Source organism: Agromyces albus, assembly GCF_004134825.1.
Classification (GTDB): Bacteria; Actinomycetota; Actinomycetes; order Actinomycetales; family Microbacteriaceae; genus Agromyces; species Agromyces albus.
The window spans coordinates 1-1779 of the sequence record NZ_SDPN01000092.1; the positions used below are offsets into that span (position 1 = coordinate 1).

Here is a 1779-nt window from a genome sequence, read left to right on the forward strand (position 1 = left end):
GCCCGCTCGCCGACGCGGTGCGCATCGCGGTCGCGGCGGGCGCGCTCGCCGTGCAGGAGCGGGGCACCGTCGACTCCTACGCGCCGCGCGAGGCCGTGCTGCGGGCGGCGGCAGAGCTCGCGGCATGACCGTCCCCGTCATCGTCGACTGCGACCCCGGACACGACGACGTCTTCGCGCTGTGGCTCGCGGCGGGGCATCCGTCGCTCGAGCTGCTCGCCGTGACCACGGTCGGCGGCAACGTGTCGATCGAGCACACGAGTCGGAACGCACGCATCGCCCTCACCGTCGCGGGCGTCGCGCACGTGCCCGTCGCCGCCGGCGCCGCGGGACCGCTCGTACGCGAGCTCGAAACCGCGGAGTGGATCCACGGCGCGAACGGCCTCGGCGGCCCGGAGCTGCCCGAGCCGACCGTGCCGCTCGACCCGCGCGGCGCGACGGCGCTCATCGCCGACGCGCTGCTCGCGTCATCCGAGCCCGTGGCGATCATCGCGACCGGACCCATCACGAACGTCGCCGTGCTGTTGCGCGACCGGCCCGAGCTCGCGGGCCGCATCCGCGAGATCGTCTGGATGGGCGGCTCGACCGAGCGCGGCAACGTGACGCCCTACGCCGAGTTCAACGCGTGGGTCGACCCCGAGGCGCTCGACCTCGTGGTGGGCAGCGGTGTGCGGTTCACCATGGTGGGGCTCAACGTGACGCATCGTGCGCTCGTGACCGAGGCCGTGCGCGAGCGGCTCGCCGCCGTCGGCACGCGCACCGCCGCGTTCGGCGACGAGCTGCTCGACTTCTTCTGCCGCACCAACGACGAGGTCTTCGGCATGCCCGACGGCCCCCTGCACGATCCCGTCGCGGTCGCCGTGCTCGCCGACCCGGGGTGCGTCGAGCTCGAGCACACGCGCCTCGACGTCGAGCTCGCCGGCACCGAGACGGCCGGCGCGACGAGCGTCGACTTCGACGGGATGCTGCGACGCGAGCCGAATGCGTGGGTCGCGACCGGCCTCGACGTCGACCGGTTCTGGGGCCTCGTCGAGACGGCCGTATCGCGCCTGACCTGACACGAGGTTCGCGGCGTCAGGCGAGCGAGCGGATGCCGGCGGCGAGCCGGGCGACCGACTCATCGACGAGCGCGTCCGAGAGGTTGCCGTAGCCGAGCACGAGTGACTCGGTCGTGCCGGCCGAGGCCGAGACGCGATAGCGCGTGAGGTCGGACACAGCGACGTCGTACCGGGCGGCGGCGGCCGCGGCATCCGTGGCCCTGATGCCCGGCGGCAGCCCGAGCACGGCGTGCATACCCGCGGCGATGCCGGTGACGGGCAAGCCGGGCAGCTCGCGCGCGATCGCCTCGAGGAGCACCGTGCGGCGGCGACGGAAGCGGCCCCTGGCGGCACGCAAGTGCCGCTCGAGGTCGCCCGACTCGATGAACGCGGCGAGGGCGGCCTGCTCGATCGTCGAGGGGCGCGCGGTGTCGGCGAGGCGCACGCGCTCGCGCAACGACGAGGGCATCACGGCCCAGCCGAGGCCGAAGCCCGGCGCCATCGACTTCGAGAGCGAGCCGATGAGCACGATGCGCTCGGGCGCGAGGCCCTGCAGCGCTGCGACGGGGCGGCGGTCGTAGCGGAACTCGGCGTCGTAATCGTCTTCGATGAGCACCGCATCGTGGGCTCGCGCCCACCGCACGATCGCGTCGCGGCGGCCGGGGGCGAGCGCGGCGCCGAGCGGGAACTGGTGCGCGGGCGTGATGAGCGCGGCGCGGGCGCCCGTTCGCGCTGCAGCCGAC

The 1779-nt window shown here is 74.5% G+C and carries 2 protein-coding genes; one reads left to right on the forward strand and one right to left on the reverse strand.

Translation table 11 applies throughout. From position 1 onward, the window contains the following. The first annotated feature begins 124 nt into the window (after positions 1-124). The gene (locus ESP51_RS20320; RefSeq protein ID WP_129522671.1) at positions 125-1057 is read left to right on the forward strand and encodes a nucleoside hydrolase; all 933 of its coding nucleotides are present in this window, start codon (positions 125-127) and stop codon (positions 1055-1057) included. 16 nt (positions 1058-1073) lie between these two features. Here the strand turns inward: ESP51_RS20320 and ESP51_RS20325 are convergent. After that, on the reverse strand, positions 1074-1779 hold a 706-nt coding region (locus ESP51_RS20325; protein ID WP_129522672.1), incomplete at its 5' end, for an aminotransferase class I/II-fold pyridoxal phosphate-dependent enzyme.

What these genes read in the sequence shown, in the direction of transcription:
- ESP51_RS20320 (WP_129522671.1), top strand. Translation starts at nt 125, where the DNA reads ATGACCGTCCCCGTCATCGTCGACTGCGACCCCGGACACGACGACGTC.